Source organism: Amycolatopsis sp. NPDC000009 (assembly GCF_055563465.1).
The window spans coordinates 67,726-88,275 of sequence record NZ_JBVHDI010000003.1; the positions used below are offsets into that span (position 1 = coordinate 67,726).

Below are 20,550 nucleotides of genomic sequence, written 5' to 3' on the forward strand. Positions count from 1 at the left end.
TTCTGGGCTCCTCGCTGGAATTACGTGCTTAGACGTTCTGCGCAGCGTAGTCACCCCGCCCCGGGCCGGTTCAACCGGTTATCGCGGGCGCCCGGTTTTGTCGGTGGGTGCCGCTAGCGTGCCGCCATGGGTATCGAGCTGGGCATGATCACGATCGACTGCGCGGATCCGCGCGGGCTCGCGGCGTTCTGGACGAAGGCGCTCGGGGTCGAGGTGGATCAGGACCACGACGGCGAGTTCCTGATCCTGCGCGCCAAGAAGGAGAACGGGCCGGTGTTCGCCTTCCAGCGCGTGCCGGAGGAGCGGGCGGGCAAGAACCGGGTCCACATGGACTTCGGTACCGACGACATGGAGAAGGAGGTGGAGCGTCTGGTCGGTCTGGGCGCGAAGAAGCTGGACAGGCACGAAATGCCGGGTTTCGCCTGGACGGTGCTGGCCGATCCCGTCGGCAACGAGTTCTGCGTCGCGGGCCACGGAGGGTGACGCCGGTCGCGACGGCCAGAATGGCGGCATGACGGAGCGAGCCATCCTGCCCTGGTCCGACATCGAGCTGCCCGAGGGCCTGAGCGCGCGGCTCTACGACGGTCTGGGGCCACTGCCGGACGAGGGCCTCGACGACGTCGAGGTCTACGTGCTGCCGTACGACACCGGCGCCGAGCCGATGAAGCTGCTCTCCCGGCTCCCGTCGCTGAAGCTCGTGCAGTCGTTGTCGGCCGGGGTGGAGAAGCTGATCCCGCTGGTGCCGCCGGGAGTGCGGCTGGCCAACGGCCGCGGCCTGCACGACCTCAGCGTGGCCGAACACGCGCTGGCGCTGGTCCACGCTTCACAGCGGGATCTGCCGCGCTGGTTCGCGCAGCAGGCGACGGCGTCATGGGAGCGCGAGCACACGCGCTCGCTGGCCGACAGCCGGGTGCTGCTGGTCGGGTACGGCTCGATCGGCCAGGCCATCGAGCGGCAGCTGGTCGCGGCCGAGGCGATCGTGACCAGGGTGGCGAGCACGGCCAGGCCCGCGGAGCGCGTGCACGGCGTGGCCGAACTGCCGGAGCTGCTGCGGTCCGCCGACATCGTGGTCCTGATCCTGCCCGAGACGCCCGCGACCATGGGCCTGTTCGGCGCCGCGGAGCTCGCCGCGCTGCCGGACGGCGCCCTGGTGGTGAACGTCGGGCGGGGTTCGGCGATCGACACCGAGGCGCTCACGGCCGAGGCCGTCTCCGGGCGGCTGCGCGCCGCGCTGGACGTCGTCGATCCGGAACCGCTGCCCGCCGGGCATCCACTGTGGACCACGCCGGGCGTGATCATCACGCCGCATATCGCGGGCGGGTCGGCGTCGTTCTACCCGCGCGCGAAACGGCTGGTCGCCGAGCAGTTGCGCCGGTACGCAGCCGGTGAGGAGCCGCTGAACCTCGTGAGTGGTAAGGACGGTTAGAACCGTCCTAGCCACTCACGAGCCGCTGCTGCCGCGTGCCTTGCCTGCCCTGCCGGAGGCGTTGCGAAACTGGCTTTCGCAACGTCCGCCCCCCGGCGGCCAGGAATCGCAAGGGCTCTGGGCCGCGCCATGTCCCGAAAGCCACTTTCAGGACACCGAAAGTCGCTTTCGCGACACACCTCGACGCGTCGTGATGCGCCCAATGTGGCATTGGGGACGCTCGCCGTCTCCCATGCCACATTGGGCGCTTTCGCCTCGCCGAATCCGAGGCGGTAAGGCGAACAGCGCGCCATCAGCAAGAAGGGGCCTATCGCCGCATCAGCTGCAGCGAAAGCTCCCCCGCAGCTCCTCTCGTGAGTGGTTAGGACGGTTAGAACCGTCCTAACCACTCACGAGCCGGGCGGCTACTGCCAGTGCGTCCGGTAGGCGAGCCACTCCCGCATGGCTCCCGCGAGACGGCGCTGCGCCGCGCGGACGCCCGTCGTCGCGGGCGGTTCCGGCAACCGGGACGCGCGTTCGGCGTGCCCGGCCAGCGCGACACCGAAAGCGGTGACCGCCCAGACCGGGACACCGGCCAGCACCGGGCGCCGCCGGAGCAGGCGGTCGACGTCGGCGGGCTCGTGCCCGGCGTCGAGCAGGTACGGGACGAGCGCGACCAGATCGAGCCAGCCCGCGCCCCGCGCCGGGTAGCGCCAGTTGGTGACCAGCACCCTGCCCGGCCCGGTCCGCACCAGGTATTCGGGCTGGATGTCGTTGTGCAGCAACGTGTCCCCGGCCGACCAGGGATGCCAGGACGTCTCCAGCTGGACGAGCCGGTCGAGGTTGCGGACGGCCCAGCCGTCGAGATCGTCCGGCGGTTCCTTCGCCAGTTCGTGCCAGCCGCGCAGGAGTGGGCCGAGATCGTCGAGGGCGTCCGGGACGTCGGGCAGCGGGCACGGCGTGAGCGTGCGCCCGAGCGCGCCGAAGGTGGCCAGCACCGCGGAGAGGTCCGGCGATCCGGGGCGCAGGTTCGGCCTGGTGCCGTCGAAATCGGCGAACGCGAGCACCAGCCACTCACCATCCACAAAGGACAGAAGCTTCGGGGTTGGCGCCTCCGGGGGAAGCCGTCGCGCGATGGCGGCCTCCGTCCGGTAGCCGCCCGCACGCGGGCTGACCGCCGGGATCGCCTTCAGAAAGACCCAGCGACGACCGCGTTCGAGTTCGAGCCGCGCGGCGACACCGCCGTCGAACTCCGGGGTCTGCCACAGCGAACGACGGACCGCCGAACCGAGCTCACGCTCCAGGGCGTCACGCGTCGCCGACGGCAGGTCATGCCAGCCGAGGCGTGCGGAAACCGGCAACGCCCTACCACCCCCAGCGATCACTCCGAGAAGATCGACTGTACCGAAATCCACCCTTCCGGGTGACAACCGGTCAGGTCGGAACGGGCTTCACGTACCCGGCCCAGCGCTGGAACTCGCTGAACCCGACACGTTCGTAAACCCCGAGAGCGCGGTGGCTGTTGTCCTGGTCGACGTTGAGCGAAGCCCGCTGGAAACCCTTGGCCTTGGCCTGGACGATCGTGTGCCCGAGCAGCGCGCCCGCGATCCCGCGCCCGCGAAGTCCCGCGTCGGTCGCGACGTGGCTGACGTACAGGTCCTTCACGCCGGTGGCGGCCGTGTCGGAGGCGAAGTGGGCGCTCAGCACCATCGCGACCACCCGGTCCCGGTCCGGGCTCAGCAGCAGGAACGACAGGTCCGGCTGGAAATCCTTCCCGCCGACCACCAGATGCCGCCAAGCCTCCGGGGACTGCTCCGTGCTCCCCCAGTGGTCGGCGAAAGTCTCGTTACGGGACCGCAGCGTGAGGGCCTCGTACTTCTGCTCGTACGCGACGAGCGGGAACTCTTCGGGCAGCGGTTTGACCGGCGGGATCGAGCCGAGGTCGGCCCGCATGTCGACGAACCACCGGGCGTGCTCGTACCCGGCGGCCACGAGTGCCTCGGAGAGCCAGCGCTGCTTGGTGTTGACCCCGGCGTGCAGTTCCAGCGGTACGTCCGGGTGGGACTTCGCGTGCAGCGCCTTGCCCGCCTCCTCGAACCAGCCGGTGAGACGCGCGGCGATGGCGTCGTCGCGGTACGCGGGGTGGACGACCGTCTCGACCCGCATCATGTGCACCGGGTCCGCCGCGTCGCGCTTCCGGAGCAGACCGTAGGCGACCAGCGTTTCGCCGTCCCACGCGCTGGTGGACGCCGTCGGCAGGTCGACGGTCGGCGTACCGATCTCTTCGGCGAGATCCTCCGCGCTGTAGTGCTCCTCGATCGGCTCGGCACGCTCCGCCTCGGCGAAGGTCTCGGCCAGTCGCGGCATGTCGTCCATGGTCAGCGGGCGCCAGGTCAGGCTCATGCGGACGAGGCTAAGCCCGCGCCTCGGGGTGACGCACTCCATTTAGTTACGCTTCCGTGGTGCTCGTGCTCCTCCCCCCATCCGAGACCAAGGCCGCCGGCGGCACCGGCGCGCCGCTGGACCTCGACGCGCTGTCGTTCCCGGAGCTGAATCCGGCCCGCGCGAAGCTGGCCGACGCGCTGACCGAACTGGCGGGCGACGTCCCGGCCAGTGTCGCCGCGCTCGGTATCACGCCGAGGCAGGCCGACGAGGTCGCCCGCAACGCCGAACTGTGGACTTCGCCGACGATGCCCGCGCTGCGCCGCTACACCGGGGTCCTCTACGACGCTCTCGACGTGAAGTCCTTCACCAAGGCGACGCTGGCGAAGGCCGAGAAGCGCCTCGCCGTCGCTTCGGCGCTGTTCGGAGTGGTCGCGGCGACCGACCCGATCCCCGCGTACCGGCTTTCGGGCGGGAACGCGCTGCCGTCGCTCGGCACCGTCCGCAGCGTGTGGAAGCCGGTCCTCGAACCGGTGCTCCAAGGTGTCGAGGGGCTCGTCGTCGACCTGCGTTCCGGGACCTACTCGGCGCTGGCGAAACTCCGCCCGGACGCGGTGACCGTCCGTGTCGTGACCGAGGACGCGAAGGGCAACCGGACCACGGTGAGCCACTTCAACAAGGCGTACAAGGGACGGCTGGCCGCGGAGCTGGTGAAGTCCCGCAGCGAACCGTCCACTGTGGAGCAGCTGATGCGGGTCCTGGCGAAGGCCGGCCTCGACGTCGAGCGCACCGGTGACCACAGTATCGAGCTGTTGACCGGCGACGGGGCGCATTAGTTCCGTACCCATACGGGCTTCTTCCTCGGTTGTTCCACCAGGCGCGGATGCGGAAAGTGATTTCCAGCCACCTGGAAAGGAACCACCGTGAACAGAAGAAAACGGCTACTGGGGATCGCCACCGCCACCCTCGGCTGCCTCTCGGTCCTCCTGCCCGCTCCGGCGGCCGCCGCGAACCTGCCCGCCGTCACTCCGACGGATCAAGCGGTCGTCCCCGGTGGACTGCACACGAACTCCATCGGAGGCACCCCCGCCTCGGTCAAGGATCACCCCTTCATCATCGCCGGCCTGCGCGAAGGGGGAACGCGGCCGCAAGGACAGACCTGCACGGGGTCGGTCGTCGCGCCGCGCAAGATCCTGATCGCCGCGCACTGCAAGGACGCGGCGGGGGAGAAGTCCTTCCTCTACGGGCTGGACGATCTCAACGCCGGTGGCGGAACGCGGATCGGCGTCGTCAGCTACGAGAAGCACCCGAAGTACGTCAACTTCGACCAGGGCTACGACGTCGCGGTGGTCACCACCGACGCGGACATCCCGGTGCCGGGCGGCCAGTACGCGAAGGTCGCGACCTCGGCCGACACGGAACTCCACAAGCCGGGCAAGTCCGGGCTCGGGCTCGGCTACGGCAAGAAGAACCACAACGACAGTCCCGCGAACGTCGAACTGCACAAGTTCACCCTGCCGATCGTCCAGGGCAGCAACTGCAGCGGTGTCGGAGCCGGCTTCAAGGAAGCCACGATGATCTGCAGCGGCTACAGCGACGGCCGCGTCACGATCCTGCCGGGCGACAGCGGTGGGCCGCTGATCGTCGACAACACGGTCGTCGGCGTCGCGTCCTGGAGTCGCAGCGACTTCAAGTGGTACAGCGTGTACGGCAGGCTCAACAACGAGATGGGCGACTGGGTCAAGCAGCAGATCGGCGAGCCGCAGAACCCGGAGAAGTTCTCGCTCGGGGTGACGCCGTCCTCGCTCAAGGTCGAGCCGGGCAAGTACGTTTCGGCCACGGTGACCAGCAAGCCCGGCAAGAACGGCGCGGAGAAGGTCGATCTCAGCGCTTCGGGACTCCCCGAGGGCGCGACGGCCACGTTCCAGCCCGCGACCATCAACTCGGGCGAGTCGGCGAAGGTGAGCATCGAGGTTCCCGCCGGAACGGCCGAAAAGGACTACGCGGTCACGATCTCGGGCAAGGGCACCTCCGACACCGCGACCACGAAGCTGACACTGACCGTCGGCGACGGCGCGCCGCAACCCGGTGACCTCAAGGTGGGCCTGAGCCCCACCAGCGGGACTTCACAGCCCGGTTTCTTCAGCAACGTCACGGTTTCCGCCACCGGCGGCACGGGCACGATCACGTTGTCGGCGTCCGGGCAGGGTCTGCCGTTCGCCCCGTTCTTCAACCCGAAGACGATCTCGAGCGGCGGCAGTTCGACCATGCAGGTGGTCGCGCCGTTCCAGCGCGGCACCTACCCGGTGACCGTCACCGCCACGGACTCGGCAGGCAAGACCGCCACCGCCGTTTACACCCTCACCGTCCAGTAAGCGGACAAGTCCGTGAAGGCCTCCTTGAGGGACCCTGGGTCCCTCAAGGAGGCCTTCACGGACTTCAGGGTCGGGCCAGCACCGCCATCGCGGCATTGTGGCCGGGGATGCCAGAGACCCCGCCGCCCCGGACGGCACCGGCGCCGCAGAGCAGCACCCGCTCGTGCGCGGTCTCGACGCCCCAAAGCCCCACTTGGGCGGCATCCGCGGCGTACGGCCATGACAGATCGCGATGGAAGATGTGCCCCGCGGGGAGTCCCAGCTCGGCTTCGAGGTCCAGCGGCGTCTTCGCCTCGACGCACAGCCGGCCGTCCGGCGCGCGCAGCACGCAGTCCTCGATCGGCTCGGCCAGCACACTGTCCAAAGAGGACAAGGTCGCACGCAATGCCTCCTCTCGGGCGGTGTCGTTCCGCCCCTCGAACAGCCGAGCGGGCATGTGCAGCCCGAACAACGTCAGCGTCTGCACCCCGGCGGCCAGTTCGGCCGGGCCGAGGATCGACGGATCGGTCAGCGAATGGCAGTAGATCTCGCACGGCGGCAGCGACGGGATCCGTCCCGCGTCGGCCTCGGCGTAGGCCGTCGCCAGTTGCTCGTAGCCCTCGTTGACGTGGAACGTCCCGCCGAACGCCTCCCGCGGATCGACACTCGAATCACGCAGCCGCGGCAGCCGTGAAAGCACCATGTTCACCTTGAGCTGCGCGCCTTCCGGCGCCTCCGGCGGCTCCTCCCCCAGCAACCGCGCGAGTGTCCGAGGCGCGACGTTCGACAGCACGTGGCCGCCACGCACCACGACCTCGTCGTCACCGAGCCGGTACCGCACCGAGCCACCTGGGTCGATCGACAACACTTCGGCGCCGGTCGTCAGCCGTGCCCCGGCGGAAGACGCGGCCGACGCGAGCGCCCCGGTCACCGCGCCCATCCCGCCGACCGGCACGTCCCAGTCGCCGGTCTCGTTGCCGATCACGTGGTAGAGCAGGCAAAGGTTCTGCCGGAAGTCACCGGCGCCGGCGAAGGTGCCGATCAGCGCGTCGGTCAGGACGACGCCGCGGACGGTGTCGTCGCCGAACATCCCGGTCAGCGTTTCCGAGATCGGCCGTTCGAACAGCGCGTTCCACGCCTCCGGCTCGATACCCGAACGCAGTTCCTCCCTGGACACCAGCGGTTCGGTCAGGGTGGGGAACGTCCTCTCCGCGACCTGGGCCGTCATCGCGTAGAACCGTTGCCACGCCTCGAAGTCCTTTGCAGACCCGGTGAGCGCGGAGAAGGACGACGCGGTGCGGCCGTCGTCGCCCGTGTCGACAAGGAGACCGCCGTCGCCGACGGGCGTGTACGACGACATCCGCCGCCGCCGGAGGTCGAGGCCGAGCCCCAGCTCCGCGATGATCTCGCGCGGCAGCAGGCTCACCAGGTACGAGTACCGCGACAGCCGGACGTCGACGCCGGGAAAGGCACGGGAGGAGACCGCCGCCCCGCCGACCTCGCCGCGCCGTTCCAGCACCAGCACCGAGCGGCCGGCCCTGGCCAGGTAGGCCGCCGCCACCAGGCCGTTGTGCCCGCCGCCGACGATCACGGCATCGTAGGACTCCATCCAGGGGCCTCCCCGCGAAAACGACAGTGCGCCGCGGCCATCGTGACCGCGGCGCACCGCCGTTCGCAAGGACTCAGAAGGTGATGGAGAAACCTTCGATCGTCCCGCTGTCGAACCGGTAGACGTCACGGACCCGCAGCTTCCAGGTCCCGTTCGCCGGTTCGGACGAGGCGTTCACCGTGTACGACGTGTGCACGCCGGTCGCCTCGCCTATCCCTCCCGCTTGCTTGAGGCCGAACACCGCGCCGCTCGGCCCGATCAGGTCGATCGCCAGGTCACCGGTGTAGGTGTGCGCGATGTCGACCTTGACCGGCAGCGTCGCCGACGCCTTGCCGTCGCAGCCGTCCTGCGTCACCGAACTGGTCACCGCGTCACCCGCGTCCGGAATGGACACCGGTGTCGTGTTGGATTTGACCCCGCACGTCGGCGTGGGGCCCCCGCCGCCGATGAACGACACGTTCAGCAGTTTGTTGACCGTGCCGGACGGCAGTCCCTTGAGCACGCCGGCGGTGGCGTTGTTCACCAGCGCGTCCCGCGTCTGCTGCGGGGTGGCACCGGAGTTCGCCGCGAGGTACATCGCCGCCGCGCCCACCACGTGCGGCGTGGCCATCGACGTCCCGCTCATGTTCGCCGAACCACCGTTGGACGTGGACAGCGACGTGATGTTGCTGCCAGGGGCGAAGATGTCCACGCACGAGCTGTGGTTGGAGAACGAGGACTTGTTGTCGCTCTGGTCCGAGGCGCCGACCGTGATCGCCTCGGGGACCCGGGCGGGGCTGACATTGCACGCGTTCTGGTTCTCGTTGCCCGCCGCCACCACGTAGACGAAGCCCGCCGCGATGGACTTCTTGATGACGTCGTCGCCGACCCCGGCCTGATCCATCCGGAGGCTCAGGTTCGCCACCGCCGGTTTGGTGCCGTTCGCGGTGATCCACTCGGCCGCGTCGATGATGCCGGAGTCGGGACCGTTGCCCGAACAGTCGTTGCCCAGCACCTTCAACCCGACGAGCTTGACCTTCTTCGCCACGCCGTAGGTCTTGCTGCCGATGGTGCCCGCGGTGTGACTGCCGTGCCCGTTGCAGTCCTTCCCGTTGCCACCGAAGAAGTCCTTGCCGACCGACGCGCGTCCCTCGTACTCCGGGTTCTCCGGGTTGATCCCGGTGTCGAGGTCGTACGCGGTGACGCCCTCGCCCATGTTCGGGTAGGTGTAGCTCTTGTCGAGCGGCAGGTTCTTCTGGTCGACCCGGTCGAGGCCCCAGGTGGGGTTGGTCTGGGTACCGACGGCACGCGCGGTGCCGTCCTGGTAGACCGTCTTGACCGCCGGGTCGGCCGCGAGCCGCCGGGCCTGCCGCTCGGACATGCCCTTGACCGAGAACCCGCGCAGGACGTTCTTGTACGCCGACCGGACCTCGCCGCCGTAGCGGCCGGTCAGCGCGGCCGAGGACTGCTCGACCGCCAGGGTGCCGATATCGTGAAGTTCCACGATGTACTGATCGCCGTAGTGCTGCTTCGCCTGCACGACAACGCCTTCCGCCTCCGCGGCGAGAGCGTTGCCCGCGGCGAGCGCGGCCAGCGCGGTGGCCGCGACGGCCACCACACCGGCCCGCACGCCGCGCCGCATCAGAGACCCGCCACGTTCAGCAGCTTGTTGGTCGAACCGTAGCCCGGGTTGATCACGACGCCGGAGGAGGCGGCGTTGGCCAGACCGGAGGCCACGGCGGCGGGGGTGGCCGACGGGTTCGAGGTCAGGTAGATCGCGGCCGCGCCGGCGACATGCGGAGTCGCCATCGAGGTACCGCTCATCTGCTGGGTGCCGCCACCGTTGCGCAGCGAGGTGATGCTGGTACCCGGCGCGAAGATGTCGGTGCAGCTGCCGTAGTTCGAGAACGAGGACCGGCGGTCGTCGCTCTGCGTGGCGTTGACCGTGATGGCCTCGCGCACGCGGGCCGGGCTGGTCGAGCAGGCGTCCGTGTTGGAATTCCCGGAGGCCACGGTGTTCGTGATGCCCGCCGAAACCGCGCGGCGCACGGCGGAGTCCACCCCGGAGTCGGCCGGTCCGCCGAGGCTCATGGTGAGCACCGACGGGCCCTTGGCGTTCCGCACGACCCAGTCGATCCCGCTGATGATCTGCGAGTACTGACCGCTGCCCTGGCAGTTCAGCACGCGGACCGAGACGATTTTGGCGCCCTTGGCCACGCCGTAGGTGGCGCTGCCGACCGTCCCGGCGACGTGCGTGCCGTGGCCCTGGCAGTCACGGGCGTCGCTGTCGTTGTCGATGAAGTCGTACCCGCTGGTCGCGCGGCCGCCGAACTCGGACTGGCGGTAGTCGACACCGGTGTCGAGGACGTAGACCGTCGCCCCGGAACCGGTGTTCGGGTAGGTGTACTTCCGGTCCAGCGGCAGGTTCTTCTGGTCGATCCGGTCCAGGCCCCAGGTGGGGTTGGTCTGGGTGCCGAGCAGGTGTGCGACGGCGTCCTGCTGGACGAAGTCCACGTTGGGGTCGGCGGCGAGGCGTTTGGCCTGCGCCTCGGTCATCTTCGCCGAGAAACCGTTCAGCGCGGCGGTGTAGGTCGCCTTCACCTGGCCGCCGTACTTGGCCGCGAGGCCGGCGTCGCCGCTCTTGAGCGAGACGATGTACCCGTCCGTGACGGCTCCCGGCACACCGGCGCCGCGGATCTGCCCCTCGGCGGCCGCGGCCGGTCCGGCGAAGGCGACGGTGGCCGCCGCACAGGCCCCGGCGAGCACCGCACCCGCGATCCGGTGACGTCGAAGTTCTCCACGCATTTCCTGAGCTCCGTTCACTCGAACAGGTGGTTCACGCCGGCGGGGTTCCGGGCCGGCGCCGTGACGTGCAGTCACGCATGAATCACTTTCAGGTGGCGGGACCTGCGCGAACAAGCGAGGCAACGGTCCGTAGGACTACGTATCTAATGGGGAAACTCCCCGTCCCTACGAAAGTTCTGTGCCGGTCCGGGTGGGTTCCGCGAGCACTGAGCAGGCGCTTAAGCTGCGTTCACTCGAACGGTGTGGTTCGTGAAGCGGGGGTGACCCGGCAATGGTGATCGGTGACTGCCGACGCAGGACGAGTTCGCCCGTGCTCGTCGGCCGCGAGGCGGAACTACGCGGACTCCTCGACGGCGCGATGCGCTCGCCGTCGGTGCTCATGCTCGAAGGCGAAGCGGGGGTGGGCAAGACCCGGCTCGCCGCCGAACTGCTGGCCTGCCCCGAACTGGCCGGGCGGCCGGTCCTCACCGGAACCTGCCAGCCGCTGCGCGAGCCGTTCCCGTACGGCGTGGTCTTCGACGCGCTGAAGGACATCCGCCCGGCGCGCGACCTCAACCCCGTGACCGGCGTCCTCGCGCCCTTTCTTCCGGAACTCGCGGCCTTCCTGCCGGAGCCGCCGCCCCGGCTCGGTGACCCGAGGGCCGAACGGCACCGGCTCTTCCGCGCCGTCCGGGAACTGCTCGGCTCGCTGGGCCCGCACGTCCTCCTCGTCGAAGACCTCCATTGGGCGGACGACGGATCCCGTCGCCTGCTGCGGTTCCTGATGACCGACCCGCCCGCGGGCCTGACCCTCCTGCTCACGTACCGGCGCGAAGAGACGCCCGGCGGCATCCCGCTCGGCAGCGCCTACCGGCCGGCACCCGGCACCGCGCACGCGCTCGTCACGCTCCGGCCGCTGGACCGCGACGGCGTCCAGGCGCTGGTTTCGGCCCTGCTCGGCGAAGCGAACGTGTCCGCCGAGTTCGCGGCGCGGCTGCACGAGCGGACCGCGGGGATCCCGTTCGTGGTCGAGGAGATCGTGCACGCGATCGGCGGCGTCGAGGGCGCGGTGCACGCCGACGGCGCGACCGCGCGGCACCTGCTCGACACGGTCGAAGTCCCGGCGCTGCTGCGGGAGGCGACGGTCGAACACCTCGTCGCGCTGCCGCCCGCCGCCCGGCGGATCGCCGAGGCCGCCGCGGTCCTCGCCACACCGTCCACTTCGGACCTGCTGGCCGCCGCGGCCGCGCTCACCCCCGAGCGCGCCCACCGCGCGCTCGTCCTCGCGCTCGAACGCAACGTGCTGGTGGAGACCGGTGAAGGCACGTACGGCTTCCGTCACGCGTTCGCCCAGCAGGCCGCGTACCGCACCATCCCCGGCCCCGATCGCCAGGAACTGCACCGGCGGGCCGCGCGGCTGCTGCGCGACCGCCTCCCGCAATCCCTGGTACGCCTGGCCGAGCACTGCCGTAAGGCCGGCGACCGGGCAGGCGCCCTGAAGTACGGCGAAGCGGCCGCGGATCAGGCGTCGGCGGTCGGTGATCTCGCGACCGCGACGGATCTGCTCCGCACCCTGCTCGACGAACCGGGCCTGCAACCGTCCGATGTGGACAGACTGGCGGTCAAGTTCAGTTCGGTGGCGTGCAACGGCCTCGCCCAGACCGAAGTCGTCCCGGCACTGGAGCGGTTGCTCACCGACGGCAGGCTGTCCGGACGCCTGAGCGGCGAAGTCCGGCTGGGGCTCGGGCTCCTGCTGGTGCGCCAGGCGGGCGGGCTGGAGGCCGCGAGGACCGAGATCGAGATCGCCGTCAACGACCTCGCCGACCGGCCCGACCTGGCCGGACGCGGGATGGGTGTCCTCGCGCAGCCGTGGGTCGGCGCGACCCCGCTGCGGGAGCACCGGCGCTGGATGGACCGGGTGGACGGGCTCATCGAGCGGGCCACCGACCGGCGGCTGAAGATCATCCTGCTGGCCAACAACACGGCGTCGCGGCTGCACATCGGGGACGCACGGGGCTGGGACATGCTGGACCGGGCGCCCACCAGCGTCGGTTCCGCCGACGAACAGCGCCATCTGGCGCGGCTGCACTGCAACAGCGCCGACGCCTGCGCCTGGACCGGCCATCATCGGCGGGCCAGAAGCCTGCTGCACAGCGGAATGCAGCTGGCCGCCGACTGCGGGGCGCCGTACGTCGTCAGCACCGCCCGCGCGACGGCCGTCCACACCGACTGGCTCACCGGGAACTGGGACGGCCTCGCCGAACGGGCCTGCGCGCTGATCGACGAGTACCGCGATCTCCTGCCGGTGACCAGTGAACTGTGCCTGGTCCTCGGCCTGCTCGCCGCCGCGCGCGGCGAATGGGACGAGGCCGCCGCCCGGTTCGCCGGCACCGCGGCGGACCAGCCGGAGAACGCGTTCACCCCGGTCGCGATCGCCGCGCACGCCGGGATGGCGGGCATGCTGCTCGCGCAGGATCTCGGCGAGGCCGCCGTCGCGCAGGCCGAGACGGGACTGGAACTCTTGCGCGCCAAGGGTGTCTGGGCCTGGGGCGCCGATCTGCTGATGGCCGCTGTCGACGCGTACTGCACCACCGGACGGGACGCCGACGCACAAGAATTGACCGACGAGTTCGAACGGGAGATCGGCGACCTCGACGCGCCGTCGACCGGGGCGGCGCTGGCCGCGAACCGCGGGCTGATCGCGGCGTCCCGGGGCGAGCACACTGAGGCGATCGAGGCCTTCGAGCTGGCTCGGACCCGGTTCGACGCCCTTCCCGCGCCGTATCACGCCGCTCTGATCGCCGAACGCGCCGCGCGGTGCCGCCTGGCCCGCAACGAGGACGTCGCCGAGACCTTCGCGGCGCTCGCGGAGACCTTCGACCACCTCGGCGCCACCCGCGACGCCGCGCGCTGCCGCCACGCCTTCCGGTCCACCGGCGCGGTCGCCCCGTCGAGGCGCGGCCGCCGTGGTTACGGCGACGAGCTGTCCCCACGCGAGCGCGACGTCGCCCGCCTGCTGGCCGCCGGGCACACCAACCGGGAGATCGCCGAGGTGCTGTTCCTGTCGCGGCGCACGGTGGAACAGCACGTGGCGAGTGTCCTGCGGAAGCTGAAGGTGCGGTCGCGGAGCGAGCTGGCGGGGCTGAGGTCGGCGTAGGCGCGACGGTCTTAGATACCCGCTTCGTACCGGTGTTTCCCGCTCGCCGGGTCTTGCCGGGTGCCGGTCTCGGCCGGGGGTTGCGAAAGCCACTTTCGCAACGTCGAAGGTTGCGAAAGTGGCTTTCGCAACGTCGGCCGCGGCCGGGCCGGGTACCGCCTGAGCCGGAAAGCAGCCGGGAAGCCGGTAGGCACCCGCGCCACCACACCGGAAATCAAATCGGTTGCGCGCGCCTCACCGCGTCCGCCATGATCGTGCGCGATCCGGCAGGGAGCCGGTGGATGCGACCGGGAGGTGCCTCGTGCTGATGACTGTCCGGGGCCTTGGCCGCCCCCATCCACTCGCCCCTCGCGGCTGAGCGCGGAGTTACGACGCTCGCCCGGTGGGGCACCCCTGATCTAGGAGAACCCACCAGTGCGCAAGCACGATCTCGAAGAGTCTTACGAACAACGTCCTCGCCGCACCCGTCGTGCTCGTTTCGACGACGAACCCGAACCCACCCGAGGCGGACGGCTCACCGAAGCCGAACGCGTCCGCCTCGCCCGGTTGCGGGAGGACGCCTACACCGAGACCGCCATCCCCGACGGCGCCGACCGCTGGAGCACTTGGGGTGAAGCGGAGCAAGGACCGTTGCCACGCCCGGACTGGGTGATCACCGAGCTGGCGGCGGTGGACACCGAACTCGGCGTCCTCAAGACCGGCAAGGAGGCGGACGTCCATCTCGTCCGGCGCAACCTGCCCGGCACCGACGGCACCGTGCTCGCAGCCAAGCGGTATCGCAGCGGCGAGCACCGGTTGTTCCATCGCGACGCCGGCTACCTCGAAGGCAGGCGGATGCGGCGGTCGCGCGAGATGCGGGCCATGGAGTCGCGCAGCAGCTTCGGCCGCAACCTCATCGCCGAACAGTGGGCCGTGGCCGAATTCGGCGCGCTGAGCAGGTTGTGGTCGGTCGGCGCTCCGGTGCCGTACCCGGTGCAGCGCGACGGCACCGAGCTGCTGCTGGAATTCCTCGGCGACGGCGAGACGGCCGCGCCGCGCCTGGCACAGGTCCGCCCGGAGCCCGAGCTGTTGCGGGAACTGTGGTTCCAGACCGCGGCGATGCTGGAATTGCTGGCGTCGCAGGGGCTCGCGCACGGCGACCTCTCGGCGTACAACCTGCTCGTCCACCGCGAGCGGATCATGGTGATCGATCTGCCGCAGGTGGTCGACATCGTGGCCAATCCCGGCGGGCTGGAGTTCCTCGCGCGGGACGTGCGGAACATCGCGACGTGGTTCCATTCGCGCGGGCTGCCGGAGCGGCTCACGGCGGTCCCGGAGCTGATCGAGGAGCTGAAGGAGATCGCCGGTCTCCGGTGACCGTCCACAGTGTCATGAAAGGGTCGTTCCCGGCGTGCGGCGCCGGGAACGACCCTTCGTGGAGACCCTGCCCACAATCGGTCCCTCGGGTTGGGCGGCCGGATAACGGTCCGGTACAGTAGTCACAGACCGCAACCGGCGGCGTGGATGAGTTGGTGTCCGTCGCCTCCAAAGCCAACCGAATGGCTCGCGGTATCCGTATCAACCAATTGGCGCGCGGTGTCACGCAGACGCGGTGTGCCGGGTTCGTCCCTGTGAACGCCCATCTGTGCACACCATCTTGCCTTGCCTGCGTGCGGGCAGCCCGGGCCTCCTTGTGACGTGCCACGTCCGAGAGGCATTTGTGACAGTCACGTTCAACTCCGGCCACGTCTCACCGTCGGCGCGTCAGCACCGCAGCAAGCCGCGTACCCGCCCCGCGGGTGACGCGATGCTGCGCGACGACGCCGTCGAGACGGTCAAGGCGAAGACCTGGGCGGAACTCGGCCTTCCCGAGCCGCTGCTGCGGGCTCTGGCCGACGCCGGTATCACCTCCCCGTTCCCCATCCAGTCGGCGACCATCCCCGACGCGCTCTCCGGCCGCGACGTGCTCGGCCGCGCCCAGACCGGTTCCGGCAAGACCCTCGCCTTCGGCCTGGCGATGCTGACCAGGCTCAACGGCGGCCGTGCCCGTCCGAAGCACCCGCGCGCGCTGATCCTGGTCCCGACCCGCGAGCTGGCCATGCAGGTCGCCGACTCGCTGACCCCGCTGGCCAAGTCGCTCGGCCTGTGGTGCCGCACCGCCGTCGGCGGCATGGCCTTCACCCGCCAGGCCGACGCGCTTTCCCGCGGCGTCGACCTGCTGATCGCCACCCCCGGCCGGCTGTCGGACCACGTCCGCCAGGGCACCGCGTCGCTGTCCGACGTCAACTTCGTCGCGCTCGACGAGGCCGACCAGATGGCCGACATGGGCTTCATGCCGCAGGTCCGCGAGATCCTCGACCTGACCCCGGCCCGCGGCCAGCGCCTGCTGTTCTCCGCCACCCTCGACGGTGACGTCGACAGGCTGGTCCGCGCGTACCTGACCGACCCGGTCACGCATTCGGTCGCCCCGTCGACCGCGAGCGTCACCACCATGGATCACCACGTGTTCCAGGTGTCGCACCAGGACAAGCAGGACATCATCACCGAGATCGGCGCCCGCGAGGGCCGCACGATCATGTTCGTCCGCACCAAGCACCACGTGGACCGCCTCACCGAGCGCCTGCGCGAGAAGGGCGTCCACGCGGCCGCGCTGCACGGCGGCAAGACCCAGGGCCAGCGCAACCGCGTCCTCGCGGACTTCAAGGAGGGCTACGCTCCCGTCCTCGTCGCCACGGACGTCGCCGCGCGCGGTATCCACGTCGACGACATCTCGCTGGTGCTGCACGTCGACCCGGCCGCCGACCACAAGGACTACCTGCACCGTGCCGGCCGCACCGCGCGCGCCGGGGCGTCCGGTGTCGTGGTCACGCTGGTCACCCACGACCAGCGCCGCATGGTGCGCCGGATGACCGACCGCGCCGGTGTCCGCGCCGAGCAGACCACGGTCCGCCCGGGCGACGCCGAGCTCGCTCGCATCACCGGTGCGCAGCAGCCCAGCGGCGAGCCGGTCGTCGAGCGTCGTCGTGAGTCCCCGCGTCGTGGCGGTGGCCGCGGCTACGGTGGCGACCGCGGCGGTTACCAGGGCTCGCGCGAGGGTCACGGTCACCGCGAAGGCGGCCGTCCCGGCGGCTTCCGCGGCCGCCCGCGTCGTGGCGAGTCCGGTGGCGGCAGTGGCCGTCCGCAGCGTCCGGGCAACGGCCGCCCGCGTCGCGGCTACGACAGCTGAGGTAATCCCGGCCAGAAGTACATGAAGGCCCCCTTCCTTGCGCCAGGCGCAAGGAAGGGGGCCTTCATGTACTGGCGGAACGCGGATGGGAGACTGCGGGACGTGACTTCTCCCGGCCCCGCTTCCCAGAACCTCCCGCCCGACCAGGTCTTCGACTGGCTCGACGTGGAGGCGGAGAAGCGGGCCGAGGCCGGGCTGGTGCGCAAGCTGCGCATCCGGCAGGCGCAGGAACCGGAGCTGGATCTCGCGGGTAACGACTACCTCGGGCTCGCCAGGGACAAGCGCGTCGCCGGTGCGGCGGCCGCGGCCGCGTTGCGCTGGGGCGCCGGGGCCACCGGCTCCCGGCTCGTCTCCGGCACCACCGAGGTCCACGCGGAACTCGAACACGAGCTCGCCCGCTTCTGCGGCACACAGGCCGCGCTGGTCTTCTCGTCCGGCTTCACCGCGAACCTCGGCGCCGTCACGGCGCTGTCCGGGGCGGATTCCGCGATCGTCACGGACAAGTACATCCACGCCTCGCTGATCGAGGGCTGCCGCCTGTCCCGTTCGGATATCGCCGCCGTCGCGCACAGCGACCCGAGCGCCTTCAAACACGCGCTCGCGACCCGTCGTAAGCCGCGCGCGCTCGTCGTCACCGATTCCGTGTTCTCCGTCGACGGCGACATCGCCCCGCTGGAGCAGCTCGCCGGTGTCTGCCGGGAGCACGGCGCGTCCCTGCTCGTCGACGACGCGCACGGCTTCGGCGTCCTCGGCGAAGGGGGCCGCGGTGCCGTCCACGCGGCGGGACTGTCCGGCGCACCGGACGTCGTCACCACCATCACGCTGTCGAAATCCCTTGGGGCACAAGGCGGTGCGGTGCTCGGGCCGCGTCGGGTGATCAAGCACCTCGTGGACACCGCGCGCAGTTTCATCTTCGACACCGGTCTCGCGCCCGCCAGCGCCGCTGCCGCACTGGCCGCGCTCACCGCGTTGAAGGCCGAGCCCGAGCTGGCCACCAAGGTGACCGAAGCCGCCGGAAACCTCGCCATGCAACTGAAATCCGCGGGTTTCCGGGTCGGTCTCCCGGACGCCGCGGTGATCTCGGTGCAGGCGCCGTCACCGGAATCGGCCGTCGCGTGGGCGGCCGCGTGCGCCGATCAGGGCGTGCGGGTCGGGTGTTTCCGTCCGCCGTCCGTGCCCGACGGCATCTCCCGCCTGCGCCTGACCGCGCGGGCCGACCTCACCGAGGCCGACGTGGACCGCGCGGTCGGGGTGATCACGGCCGCGGCGCCTCCCGGCGCCACATCGTGATGTGCGGGATCCCGTCTTCCATGAACTCTTCGCCTTCGACCACGAAGCCGTACTTGGCGTAGAAATCCGTCGCGTACGTCTGCGCGTCGAGGACACACGGCGCGTCCCCGATGCCCGCGAGCGCGGTCTCCATCAGGCGTCCCGCCAGCCCCTTGCCGCGTGAGCGGACGGCCGTGCACACCCGGCCGATGCGGAAGGTGCCGCCGGCGTCCTGCAGCACCCGCAGGTACGAGTCGACGGCGACGGAACCCCCGATCCAGAGATGCCGGGTGCCGGGCAGGAGATCACGCCCGTCGATCTCGTGATAGGCGCAGTCCTGCTCGACGACGAACACGTCCACCCGCAGGCGGAGGATGCCGTGCAGCTGCGCGGCGGTGATCTCGTCACCGGCGACGGACAGCGGGAACGACGAGGTCTCGATGATCGGGGTGTCGGTGGTCACGCCCACTTGTTAGCACATCGGGCGTGAAGAACGCACCGATCAGCCGATCAGGCCCCGGTTCTTTTGCCGGGAGATCTCGTTCGCGAAGTGGGAGACACGGGTGTAAACGCCGGGTTTGCCCGCCTTCGCGCAGCCGTCGCCGAACGACACGATCCCGATCAGCGTGTCGCCGACCACGAGCGGTCCACCCGAATCGCCCTGGCAGGCGTCGATACCGCCTTCGGGGTAGCCGGCGCACACCATGTCGCTCGGGTCGTAGCCCGAGTAGGCGGTGCGGCAGCTCTTGTCGCTGACCACCGGGACGACCGCGCTGCGCAGGTACTCCGACCGTGCGCCACCCTCGGCGACCCGGCCCCAGCCGAGGACCGTCGCCTTCGTACCTTCCTCGTACAGGCCCGCGTCGCCGTCGTCCGCGACCTTCGCGGGCCGGTACGGCAGCTGCCCGCTGACCGTCAGCACCGCGATGTCGTCACCCTTGCCGGGGTCACCGCTGTAGTCGGGGCTGACCCAGATCCGCGAAACGCGCAGTTCCAGGCCGTCCCGGGAGCGCTTGTTGTCCCGGCCCGCCACCACGCGGACATCGGCACGTTTGACCGCGACCGCGCAGTGCGCCGCCGTCGCGACCGTCGTGGAGCTGACGATCACCGCGCCGCAGTACTGGTTGCCGCCGCGGTCGGCGAGATAGACGGCGTACGGGTGCTGCGAGACCGAAGCCTTGCCGCCGCCCACGATCCTCGGCTGGGCCGCCTGTTCCGGGCCGCTCGCCGAGCTGTCGTCCGCCGCCGCGCTGTTGACCGCGACCGGCACCATCACGGCCGTCGCGAGTACCGCTCCGACCGCGAGCAGCAGGGTGCGACGTGACTTCTTGGGCATGTTCTGTCCCTTCACCGGGGCGTACGTACGGTCAAACCCTGGGAAGTCATTCGACTCCAGCGCGTACACGAGCGATCGCGAATACCCTAATCGGAGAAAGCCCGATGCGGTGTCACTGAAACGGGTGGACCTGTGCTCACCGAACGCATCTGTCACCCTGGACCCCGTGCGGGCTACGGCGACGATTCTGGCGGCTACGGCCCTTTTTCTCTCCTCGTGTTCGAGCCCGCCGCCGCCTGCGCCGTCCACTCCCGCGGTGACCAGCGCGCCTGCCGAAACCTCTTGGGCGGCAACGACTCCGCCCACCTCGGCCCCGCCGCCCGCCCCCGTCTGGCAGGTCGGTGCGAAGCCGCTTCCCTTGCGCCGAGACGGTTTCGGGCAGATCCTCCCGACTCCTCCCGTGCTGGTGAACCGTTCCCTGCCGACCACCGACCTGCTTCCGCCGCCTGCCGGGAACCGGTTCTCGGGCTCGGTGAACCCCGTTCCCGCCGAGGTTCTCGCACGCAGCACCTGGCAGGCGGGCTGCCCGGTCGCCGCGGGCGAACTGCGCTATCTCACGCTCTCGTTCTGGGGTTTCGACGGCCGCGCGCACACCGGGGAAATGCTCGTGAACGCGTCGGTGGCGAACGCCGTCGTCACCGTGTTCGGGCGGTTGTTCGCCGCGAAGTTCCCGATCGAGGAGATGCGAGTGACCGCTCCCGCGGAACTCGCGGCTCCCCCGACGGGTGACGGGAACAACACCACCGCCTTCGTCTGCCGTCCGGCGCGCGGCCGGACGAACTGGTCCGCGCACGCCTATGGGCTCGCGATCGACGTCGACCCGTTCTGCAATCCGTACACCAAGGGCGACCTCGTGCTGCCCGAGCTCGCGTCGGCGTACCTCGACCGGGGGAACCGGCGGCCGGGGATGATCACCGCCGGGGATCCGGCCGTGGCCGCCTTCTCCGCGATCGGCTGGACCTGGGGTGGTACTTGGACGACGCCGAAGGATCGGATGCACTTCAGCGCCAACGGGCGCTGAAGCGGGAACAACCGCTCGCCGTGACAAGTTGGCTAGAGTCGGAACCACC

At 70.3% G+C, this 20,550-nt stretch carries 16 protein-coding genes; 9 read left to right on the top strand and 7 right to left on the bottom strand.

The window, feature by feature from the left end:
• Window positions 1-126 precede the first annotated feature (126 nt).
• Window positions 127-483, top strand: coding sequence for a VOC family protein (locus ACZ3HL_RS10180; protein ID WP_465413289.1), 357 nt, complete (start codon window positions 127-129; stop codon window positions 481-483).
• Window positions 484-511: 28 nt separating this feature from the next.
• Window positions 512-1,426, top strand: a complete 915-nt coding sequence (locus tag ACZ3HL_RS10185) for a 2-hydroxyacid dehydrogenase (RefSeq protein WP_465530137.1) — start codon at window positions 512-514, stop codon at window positions 1,424-1,426.
• Between the two features lie 404 nt (window positions 1,427-1,830).
• Here the strand turns inward: ACZ3HL_RS10185 and ACZ3HL_RS10190 are convergent, their stop codons facing one another.
• Together ACZ3HL_RS10190 and ACZ3HL_RS10195 are read right to left on the bottom strand one after the other, a co-directional pair.
• A complete protein-coding gene (locus ACZ3HL_RS10190) occupies window positions 1,831-2,766 on the bottom strand; it encodes an aminoglycoside phosphotransferase (RefSeq protein WP_465413295.1) in 936 nt (311 codons plus the stop codon).
• Window positions 2,767-2,839: 73 nt separating this feature from the next.
• Window positions 2,840-3,808 carry a GNAT family N-acetyltransferase gene (locus tag ACZ3HL_RS10195; RefSeq protein ID WP_465530139.1) on the bottom strand — a complete coding sequence of 323 codons (969 nt, stop codon included), beginning with the start codon at window positions 3,806-3,808 and terminating at the stop codon, window positions 2,840-2,842.
• 59 nt (window positions 3,809-3,867) lie between these two features.
• Between ACZ3HL_RS10195 and yaaA the strand changes: the two genes are divergently transcribed.
• Window positions 3,868-4,623 (top strand): peroxide stress protein YaaA, encoded by a 756-nt coding sequence (yaaA, locus tag ACZ3HL_RS10200; protein WP_465530141.1) that lies wholly within the window; start codon window positions 3,868-3,870, stop codon window positions 4,621-4,623.
• A gap of 87 nt (window positions 4,624-4,710) precedes the next feature.
• Window positions 4,711-6,162 (top strand): trypsin-like serine protease, encoded by a 1,452-nt coding sequence (locus tag ACZ3HL_RS10205; protein WP_465530143.1) that lies wholly within the window; start codon window positions 4,711-4,713, stop codon window positions 6,160-6,162.
• Between the two features lie 64 nt (window positions 6,163-6,226).
• Here the strand turns inward: ACZ3HL_RS10205 and ACZ3HL_RS10210 are convergent, their stop codons facing one another.
• From ACZ3HL_RS10210 to ACZ3HL_RS10220, 3 genes are all read right to left on the bottom strand, one after another.
• Entirely contained in the window at window positions 6,227-7,750 is a 1,524-nt protein-coding gene (locus tag ACZ3HL_RS10210; protein WP_465530145.1) for a phytoene desaturase family protein, read from the bottom strand.
• A gap of 73 nt (window positions 7,751-7,823) precedes the next feature.
• Entirely contained in the window at window positions 7,824-9,371 is a 1,548-nt protein-coding gene (locus ACZ3HL_RS10215) for a S8 family serine peptidase (protein ID WP_465413306.1), read from the bottom strand.
• Complete coding sequence (locus ACZ3HL_RS10220; RefSeq protein ID WP_465413309.1) at window positions 9,371-10,534, bottom strand: S8 family peptidase; 1,164 nt, start codon at window positions 10,532-10,534, stop codon at window positions 9,371-9,373. Before ACZ3HL_RS10220 ends, ACZ3HL_RS10215 begins: the two co-directional genes overlap by 1 nt.
• Window positions 10,535-10,844: 310 nt before the next feature.
• Between ACZ3HL_RS10220 and ACZ3HL_RS10225 the strand changes: the two genes are divergently transcribed.
• The 4 genes from ACZ3HL_RS10225 to ACZ3HL_RS10240 all read left to right on the top strand — a co-directional run bounded on the left by ACZ3HL_RS10225 (window position 10,845) and on the right by ACZ3HL_RS10240 (window position 18,165).
• Complete coding sequence (locus ACZ3HL_RS10225) at window positions 10,845-13,670, top strand: ATP-binding protein (protein ID WP_465531034.1); 2,826 nt, start codon at window positions 10,845-10,847, stop codon at window positions 13,668-13,670.
• 414 nt (window positions 13,671-14,084) lie between these two features.
• Entirely contained in the window at window positions 14,085-15,026 is a 942-nt protein-coding gene (locus ACZ3HL_RS10230) for a serine protein kinase RIO (RefSeq protein WP_465413311.1), read from the top strand.
• A gap of 343 nt (window positions 15,027-15,369) precedes the next feature.
• Window positions 15,370-16,875, top strand: a complete 1,506-nt coding sequence (locus ACZ3HL_RS10235; RefSeq protein ID WP_465530147.1) for a DEAD/DEAH box helicase — start codon at window positions 15,370-15,372, stop codon at window positions 16,873-16,875.
• Between the two features lie 102 nt (window positions 16,876-16,977).
• Window positions 16,978-18,165 (top strand): 8-amino-7-oxononanoate synthase, encoded by a 1,188-nt coding sequence (locus ACZ3HL_RS10240; RefSeq protein ID WP_465413315.1) that lies wholly within the window; start codon window positions 16,978-16,980, stop codon window positions 18,163-18,165.
• On the opposite strand, the gene ACZ3HL_RS10245 is transcribed toward ACZ3HL_RS10240, so the two are convergent.
• Together ACZ3HL_RS10245 and ACZ3HL_RS10250 are read right to left on the bottom strand one after the other, a co-directional pair.
• Window positions 18,131-18,613, bottom strand: coding sequence for a GNAT family N-acetyltransferase (locus tag ACZ3HL_RS10245; protein WP_126736046.1), 483 nt, complete (start codon window positions 18,611-18,613; stop codon window positions 18,131-18,133). The genes ACZ3HL_RS10240 and ACZ3HL_RS10245 overlap by 35 nt on opposite strands.
• Before the next feature lie 33 nt (window positions 18,614-18,646).
• Complete coding sequence (locus ACZ3HL_RS10250) at window positions 18,647-19,480, bottom strand: S1 family peptidase (RefSeq protein WP_465413317.1); 834 nt, start codon at window positions 19,478-19,480, stop codon at window positions 18,647-18,649.
• Window positions 19,481-19,736: 256 nt separating this feature from the next.
• Here ACZ3HL_RS10250 and ACZ3HL_RS10255 point away from each other — a divergent pair, with 256 nt between their 5' ends.
• The gene (locus tag ACZ3HL_RS10255) at window positions 19,737-20,501 is read left to right on the top strand and encodes a M15 family metallopeptidase (protein WP_465530149.1); all 765 of its coding nucleotides are present in this window, start codon (window positions 19,737-19,739) and stop codon (window positions 20,499-20,501) included.
• The last annotated feature ends 49 nt before the right edge of the window (window positions 20,502-20,550 follow it).